Consider the following 7204-nt stretch of genomic DNA (forward strand, 5'->3'; position numbering starts at 1 on the left):
AGAGCGGCACGACATCGGCGCGGACCGGTTCGTCTACACCCTGGAGATCGACCGGCCCGGGGAGCACGCGGTGCGGACGTTCTCCGAGCCGGTGCCCGACGAGGTCCGGCCGCTGCTGGCGCTGCTACGCACCGCGCCGCTGCTGCCCGCGAGCCGTCCCTAGCGGTGTCGCTGACAGCGAGGTTGACCACCTCGCGCACCGCGGACCCAGTCGTCGACGACTGGGTCCGCTTCGCCAGCCTGGACCGGCTACGCCTGCCCGTCCTCGACCCAGTACCGGCCGAAGGACTGCACCTCACCCTCCAGCGTCTCGCCTTCACCGACCAGATCAGCCACGCCGAGGTCGACAAGAGCATCGAGGAGACACGGCGGCGCTTCGCAGGCGTCCAGGGGAGCTGGATACGCTTTCGCCCCCGAGAACCGTGTCCAGCTCCCCCAAACTCGTTCGCCCAGGCCCATCGCTCAGGCCCCCTCCCGCGGCCTTCGTCGCCGCGTAGACGGCGTTCCCCGGCCAGGAGTGCTGCCCTCACCGAGGCGATGGCATTGATGATCATCCCGCCGGCAGTCGCCAGCCCTACCAGCCCGGCCACACAACCGCTCCCACTACTGGCTCCCGCTGCTGGGTAGATGCGTCACGCAGCGTCGTGGAAGACCAGGCCGAGGGCGTGACGCCGGCCCGAGCGGACGGTGCTCACCCCGTGGCGCACCGCCGAGGCGGACCAGCCGCGGGCGGAGCGCACCGGCCGGTCCCGGGTCGTGAAGACCAGCGCGTGCCCCTGCGGCAGGACGAGGGAGGTTCCGCGGGACTGGGCGCGCATGCGCTGCTCGACGAGCAGGAACTCCCCGCCGGTGTAGTCCTCGCCCGGCACGTCGAGGCCGATGACGACCTGGAGCGGGAAGACGAGTTCCCCATAGATGTCGCGATGCAGCGCGTTCCAGTCACCCCGGCCGTAACGCAGCAGCAGCGGCGTCGGCCTGGTCTGCCCAGCCTGGTGGCACCGGCCGAGCCAGGAGCCGAGGGTGTCCGGCCACGGGGCCGGCCGGCCAAGTCGACCGGCCCAATCCCGGGCGACGGGCAGCAGGTGCGAGTAGAGCGTCTCGCGCAGCCGCTGGACCAGTTCTGGGAGCGGATGGCCGAAGTATCGGTACTCTCCTGACCCGAACCGGTGCCGGGCCATGTCGACCGTGGAGCGGAAGTGCCGCGTCTCGTCGTACAGTTCCGCGAGGGCGTGGCACTGCGCCGGGGTGAGGATCCCAGGGGTGAGCGCGCAGCCCACCACGTCCAGCTCTGCTCCGATCGGCGCCCAGTCGACGTTGTCCGGTGACGGTAGCCGGCCGGTACCCGTCACGACCAGGCCGCCGCCGCGTCCAACATCGGCGCATCCAACATCGGCGCGAGTACCCCCTCATGGCGCAGCAGCGCCTCCTTGCGGGCGAGTCCGGCCGCGTAGCCGCGCAGGGTGCCGTCGGCTCCGATCACGCGGTGGCAGGGACGCACGAGCAGCAGGGGGTTCGCGCCGACCGCGGCGCCCACGGCCCGCACGTCGCCGCGGGCGGCGCCGGTCCGTTCAGCGAGGCGGCCGTAGCTGGTCGTCGTCCCGTACGGGATGGTCTCCAGCGCCCGCCAGACCCGTTCCTGGAACGCAGTGCCATGGGTGAGGAACTCCAGCTCGAAGACCCGGCGCTCGCCGGCGAAGTACTCCTCGATCTGCCGGGCGGCCTCGGTGAAGGACCTCGGGGCACGCCGCCAGTGCGGCGCCACCGTCACGGCTCCCCTCTGCTCAGGCATGGACAGGGAGCTCAGGGCGATCCCGCCCGCCACGCCGTCCGATTCCTCTCCCACCAGTTCCTCTCCCACCAGCAGCAGCTCGCCCAGCGGGCTGTCCAGGGTCGTGTAGACGGTCATCGGCTGTCATCCTTTCCCGTGCCATCGATCCTCCGCGGACCGGTGCCGTCGTCGACTCGTGACTGGTCCGGCGACTGACCCGACGATGGTCCTCCGCTCCCGGCCCCCCACAGATGGTGCATGGCGTAGGAGCGCCAGGGCCGCCAGGCCGCGGCGTCCGCCAGGGCCGCCCGACCCGCCGCATCCCGGCCCGGGCGGCCACGTCACTCTCCAACAGGACGTCAGGGTCGCCCAGTGCCCGCATCCGGATGTAGCCCGCCGTCCACGCACCGACGCCCCGCAGGAGCAGCAGCTCCTTCTCCGCCTCGTCGCGGTCGACGCCCGAGTCGAGACGGACGGTGCCGTCGGCGAGCGCGGCGCTGAGCGTGCGCAACGTATCGCGCCTGCTCTGTGGCATCCCCAGCTCGGTCAACGACGCCTCGGCGAGGTCGGTGACCCGCGGAAACAGGTGGGTGAGACCACCATCGGGGGTGGGAAGCGGTTCCCCGTACGCGGCAACCAGCGCGTCGCCGAGCCGCCGCCCCGCCGGCACCGAGACCTGCTGGCCCAGTACCGCGCGGACGGCGAGTTCGTGCGCGTCGGCGGCACCGGGCGCGCGTAGGCCCGGCTTGCGCGCGACCAGCACAGCCAGCGCCGGATCCGCCGACAGTCGTTCCACCACGGCGCGCGGGTCGGCGTCCAGGTCGAACAGGCACCGGACCCGCTGCGCCGCGGTGGTCAGATCGCGTAGGTCGGTCAGCAACAGACGGCACTCCAGCCACCCTCCGTTACCCGCCCGTTCGTCGACCTCCGCAACGCCGCTTCCTCTCGGCAGCCGCAGGGTTCGCCGGTACGTTCGCTCACCGGGCCGGCCGACGACCTCCTCGACGCCGTGGATCGCGCGTCGCTGAAGGTAGGCGACGAGTTCGTCGACCGCGTACGGCTCCCGATAACCGAGCCGAAGCACCAGCCCAGCCGCATCCCGGTTGTGACCCGGTACGGCGGACCGGGCCGGAGTCACCGGACGCGCCGGGCGCCCGCCCCGCAGTTCGCTCGGCGTGGCGGCATAGATCATCCTGATGGTGTCGTTGAACTGCCGGACGCTCGCGAACCCGGCCGCGAAGGCGATGCCCGTCGCCGCCAGGTCGGTGGTCTGGAGCAGTACCCGCGCGGTCTGCGCCCGCTGTGCACGGGCCAGCGCGAGTGGTGCCGCGCCCACTTCCGCGTTCATCTGCCGTTGAAGCTGCCGCACGCTGTAGCCCAGGCGCGCCGCGAGCCCCGAGACACCCTCCCGGTCGACCACGCCGTCGCCGATCAGCCGCATCGCACGGCCGACCACGTCGGCGCGAACGTTCCATTCGGCCGAGCCGGGCACCGCGTCGGGACGGCACCGCCGGCACGCCCGGAAGCCCGAGCCCTGCGCCGCCGCGGCCGTCGGAAAGAACCGGACGTTCTCCCGCTTCGGCGTGACGGCTGGACAACTCGGGCGGCAGTAGATGCCGGTGGTGGTGACGGCGAAGAAGAACGCGCCATCGAAGCGCGCGTCCCGGCTGCGCAGCGCCTCGTAGCGGCTCTGGTCCGTCATCACTCCACCTACTCTCGACGAGTCCCGTCTCGCATGCTGGCGGAAATCGGACGTCGTGCCCGTGGGCGCATGGCGGGCGCGGCCATCCCCGGAGACCACACCTATCCGTCGTGGAGTCGTCACCTCTGGTTGCGAACGCCATCGGGTTCGACCTACGGTCACATGGGTAATCGGACCGCTACCCAGAGATGATCCGGCTCGACCGTACCCGCGCCCAGGCCCGGTCTCCGCCGCACGGGCGGTGTGCTCCTCCGGACCGGCCCTCCACATCCCCAGGTGGGCGGGGGACCACCGGATCGGCCCATCAGCAGGAGGCATCCATCAGCAGGAGGTAATCGTGGGAAGGGCAGCCGGAAGCGATCCCGACCCGACCGTCCCGACCGTCCCGGTCACCGGGATCACCCACCTGGGCGGCGTCGAACCCGGTCTGGATCTTCTCGGGCTGGACTCCTTCTGCCTGCGCACCCGGCTGGGCCCGGACATCGTCCGCCGGCTGGTCGCCCTCGGCCTGCTCGACGTGCGCGTCGGCCAGGCGGGGCAGTGGTGGCTGCCGGTCTGCGCGGTCGGGCAGGCGGTGCGCATCGAACGGCTGCGCCGCGACCTCGGCATTACCTATGCGGCCACCGACGTCGTGCTGGACCTGCGCGACCGCATCGACGAACTCGAACAGCGCATCCGCGGCCATCGCGACGGCCCCGGCCGTGCCGGCCCCGGCGAGGAGTACCGATGAAGTCGACCAAGCTGACCGAGAGCGCCCAGGACGCGTTGAAGGCGGCCCAGACCAGGGCGATGCGGTTCGGCCACACCGAGATCGACGGGGAACATCTGCTCGCCGCGCTCATCGAGCAGCCGGACGGACTGGTCCCGCGCCTCATGATCGCATCGGGTGGTACCCCACCCGCCCTCACCGGTGCGGTGGAGGCGGAGCTGGAGCGCAGACCGCGGGTGTCCGGGCCGGGGGTCCGACCGGACGAGGTGTACATGACGCAGCGTCTGTCCAGGGCCCTCGACGCCGCCGAACGGGAGACACACCGCCTGGGCGACGAGTACATCTCGGTCGAGCACCTGCTGCTGGCCCTGCTCGAGGAGGGACCCACGACACCGGCCGGCCGGATTCTGCACGAGCAGGGTCTAACCCGGGAACGCCTGCTCATCGCGCTGACCCGGGTGCGCGGAGACCGGCGCATCATCTCCGCCTCGCCGACGGCCACGGACGACGCGCTGGAGAAGTACGGACGCGACCTCGTCACCGACGCCCGCAACGGCCGCCTCGACCCCCTGATCGGGCGGGACGCCGAGATCCGCCGAGTGATCCAGATCCTGTCCCGCCGGACGAAGAACAATCCCGTGCTGCTCGGCGACCCCGGAGTCGGCAAGACCGCGATCGTCGAGGGCCTCGCCGACCGGATCTTCCGCGGGGACGTTCCGGACAGCCTGCGGAACAGGAGGGTGTTCCAGCTCGACCTGGGCGCGCTGGCGGCCGGGACGGCGCACCGCGGTGCGTTCGAGGAACGACTCAAGGCGGTTATGGCCCAGGTCACGGCGTCCGAGGGGCGGATCCTGCTGTTCGTCGACGAACTACACGCCGTCCTGGGGGCGGGTGCCGCCGAGGGGACGACGGATGCCGGCAACGTGCTCAAGCCGCTACTGATCCGCGGCGACCTGCACCTGATCGGGACGACGACACTCGAGGAGTACCGCCGGCAGATCGAGTCCGACCCCGCGTTCGCACGCCAGTTCCAGACAGTCATAATCGATGAACCATCAGTGACGGACACCATCTCTATCCTGCGCGGGCTGCGAGGACGGCTGGAGATCTTCCACGGGGTTCGGATCGCCGACGCGGCACTGGTCTCGGCGGCGGTGCTGTCCCATCGGTACATCAGCGACCGTTTCCTGCCGGACAAGGCGATCGACTTCGTCGACGAGGCGGGCGCCATGCTGCGCACCGACATCGACTCGATGCCGACCGCCCTCGACAAGATCACCCGCAGGGTGGTCCGACTGGAGATCGAGGAGGCCGCGCTCGCGCAGGAATCCGATCCGGCGAGCATCGCCCGGCTGGACCAGCTCCGTGGGGAGCTCGCCGACGTGCGGGCCGCGGCGAACGCGATGCGCGCGCGGTGGGAGGCCGAACGCCAGGCCATTCGGCGAGTCCGGGGGCTGCGGGAGGAGATCGAACAGGCCCGACGGCGGGCCGAGGAGGCCGAACGGGCACACGACCTGGCGACCGCGGCGGAACTGCGCCACACCCGCCTTCCCGAACTGGACCGGCGGCTCGCCGACGAGTCCGAACGGCTCACCCCCCGGCGGGGCGGCCACCGGTTGCTGCGCGAGATTGTGACCGCCGACGAGATCGCCGATCTGGTCTCCCGCTGGACGGGGATCCCGGTGGCCCGGCTCCTCGAGGGGGAACGGGAGAAGCTGCGACGCCTCGACCAGGTCCTGCGCGCCCGGGTCGTCGGACAGGACGAGGCGGTGAGGCTCGTCGCCGACACGGTGCTCCGGGCCCGCGCGGGCATCGGAAACCCGCGCCGCCCGATCGGGTCATTCCTCTTCCTCGGGCCGATGGGGGTCGGGAAGACCGAGCTGGCCCGGGCCCTGGCGACGGCCCTGTTCGACTCCGAGGACAGTCTGATCCGCATCGACCTGGGCGAGTACCAGGAGCGGCACAGCGTCGGCCGGCTACTGGGCGCCCCACCCGGCCAGACCGGGCCCGTCGAGGGCGGGCAGCTCACCGAGGCGGTACGACGCAAGCCCTACGCGGTGGTGCTGTTCGACGAGATCGAGAAGGCACACGCCGACGTCCTCAACGTCCTGCTGCAGGTCCTGGGCGACGGTCGGCTCACCGACGCCCGGGGACGCACCGTCGACTTCCGCGACACCGTCGTCATCCTGGCCTCCGGCGTGGGGTCCGAACGGCTCACGGGCGGTCCGGACGCTGACGGGACGGCCGGACCCGAGGTCCGCGCTCGGATCACGGCCGACCTGCGCCGGGCCTTCCGGCCCGAGTTCCTTCACCAGGTCGACGAAGTCGTGCTGTTCTCCCCGCTGACCCTGCCCGAGATCGAGCGGGTCGTCAACCTGCTGGTGGACGACCTGCGGGCCCGATTGGCGGATCGGCGCATCACCCTGAACATCACCGAGCCGGCCAGGATGTTCATCGCCCGTCAGGGCTACGACCCAGTCCACGGCGCCCGCCCGCTGCGCCGCTACCTGCAACGCGAGGTGGAGACCCGGATCGGGCGGGAGATGATCGCCGGCGAGGTCGACGACGGTTCCGCGGTGGTCGTCGACCTCGCCGGAGACGCGCTGACGGTCCGGCACGGACGGTCCGGCACGCTCAGCGGTCGCTGAACCCCGGGCGGTCTCCGAACCTCTTGCGGAGGACGGCGAAGTAGAGATCCGGTCGCAGCGGCCGGCCGAACCGTTCGTCGTCGTAGGGGAACGGGCTCGTTCTGGTGGTCAGGACGTATCCGCGCCGCTGATACCAGGCGATCAGTTCGGCCCGTTGGGCGATGACCAGCAGGTCCATCCAGGCCGCGGACCAGGCCGTCACGGCGTGCCGTTCGGCGAGCCGCAGCAGCGTGTCGCCGAGCCCGTTGCCCTGGCGGGTCGGGCTTACCGCGAACATGCCGAAGTAGGACCCGGTCGACGGTGATGCATCCGGGCCACACCGCTCCGCGTCAGCCTGCCCGCGGGTGGTATACTCCGACCGGGTCACCTCGGTCACC

At 71.4% G+C, this 7204-nt stretch carries 6 protein-coding genes and 1 pseudogene; 2 read left to right on the top strand and 5 right to left on the bottom strand.

The genetic code is table 11. The annotated features are described in order from the left end of the window. Positions 1-249 precede the first annotated feature (249 nt). From ACY5KJ_RS09745 to ACY5KJ_RS09760, 4 genes and pseudogenes are all read right to left on the bottom strand, one after another. Complete coding sequence (locus ACY5KJ_RS09745; RefSeq protein WP_462203221.1) at positions 250-459, bottom strand: hypothetical protein; 210 nt, start codon at positions 457-459, stop codon at positions 250-252. 173 nt (positions 460-632) lie between these two features. Further along, entirely contained in the window at positions 633-1349 is a 717-nt protein-coding gene (locus ACY5KJ_RS09750; protein ID WP_462188660.1) for a 2OG-Fe(II) oxygenase, read from the bottom strand. Continuing rightward, on the bottom strand, positions 1346-1906 hold the full coding sequence (locus ACY5KJ_RS09755) for a methylated-DNA--[protein]-cysteine S-methyltransferase (RefSeq protein ID WP_462203222.1): 561 nt from the start codon (positions 1904-1906) through the stop codon (positions 1346-1348). The genes ACY5KJ_RS09750 and ACY5KJ_RS09755 overlap by 4 nt, the downstream gene beginning before the upstream one ends. Further along, positions 1903-3470 (bottom strand): annotated as a pseudogene (locus tag ACY5KJ_RS09760) (AlkA N-terminal domain-containing protein). The gene ACY5KJ_RS09755 and the pseudogene ACY5KJ_RS09760 overlap by 4 nt, the downstream one beginning before the upstream one ends. Before the next feature lie 337 nt (positions 3471-3807). Here ACY5KJ_RS09760 and ACY5KJ_RS09765 point away from each other — a divergent pair. Both ACY5KJ_RS09765 and ACY5KJ_RS09770 read left to right on the top strand, forming a co-directional pair. Then, positions 3808-4200, top strand: coding sequence for a chaperone modulator CbpM (locus ACY5KJ_RS09765; RefSeq protein ID WP_462187907.1), 393 nt, complete (start codon positions 3808-3810; stop codon positions 4198-4200). Beyond that, a complete protein-coding gene (locus ACY5KJ_RS09770; protein WP_462203223.1) occupies positions 4197-6827 on the top strand; it encodes an ATP-dependent Clp protease ATP-binding subunit in 2631 nt (876 codons plus the stop codon). Before ACY5KJ_RS09765 ends, ACY5KJ_RS09770 begins: the two co-directional genes overlap by 4 nt. Here the strand turns inward: ACY5KJ_RS09770 and ACY5KJ_RS09775 are convergent. Beyond that, the coding region (locus ACY5KJ_RS09775) for a GNAT family N-acetyltransferase (RefSeq protein ID WP_462203224.1) at positions 6814-7204 on the bottom strand (391 nt) is incomplete at its 5' end. The genes ACY5KJ_RS09770 and ACY5KJ_RS09775 overlap by 14 nt on opposite strands.

The sequence above is a fragment of the Frankia sp. CcWB3 genome (genome assembly GCF_977927595.1).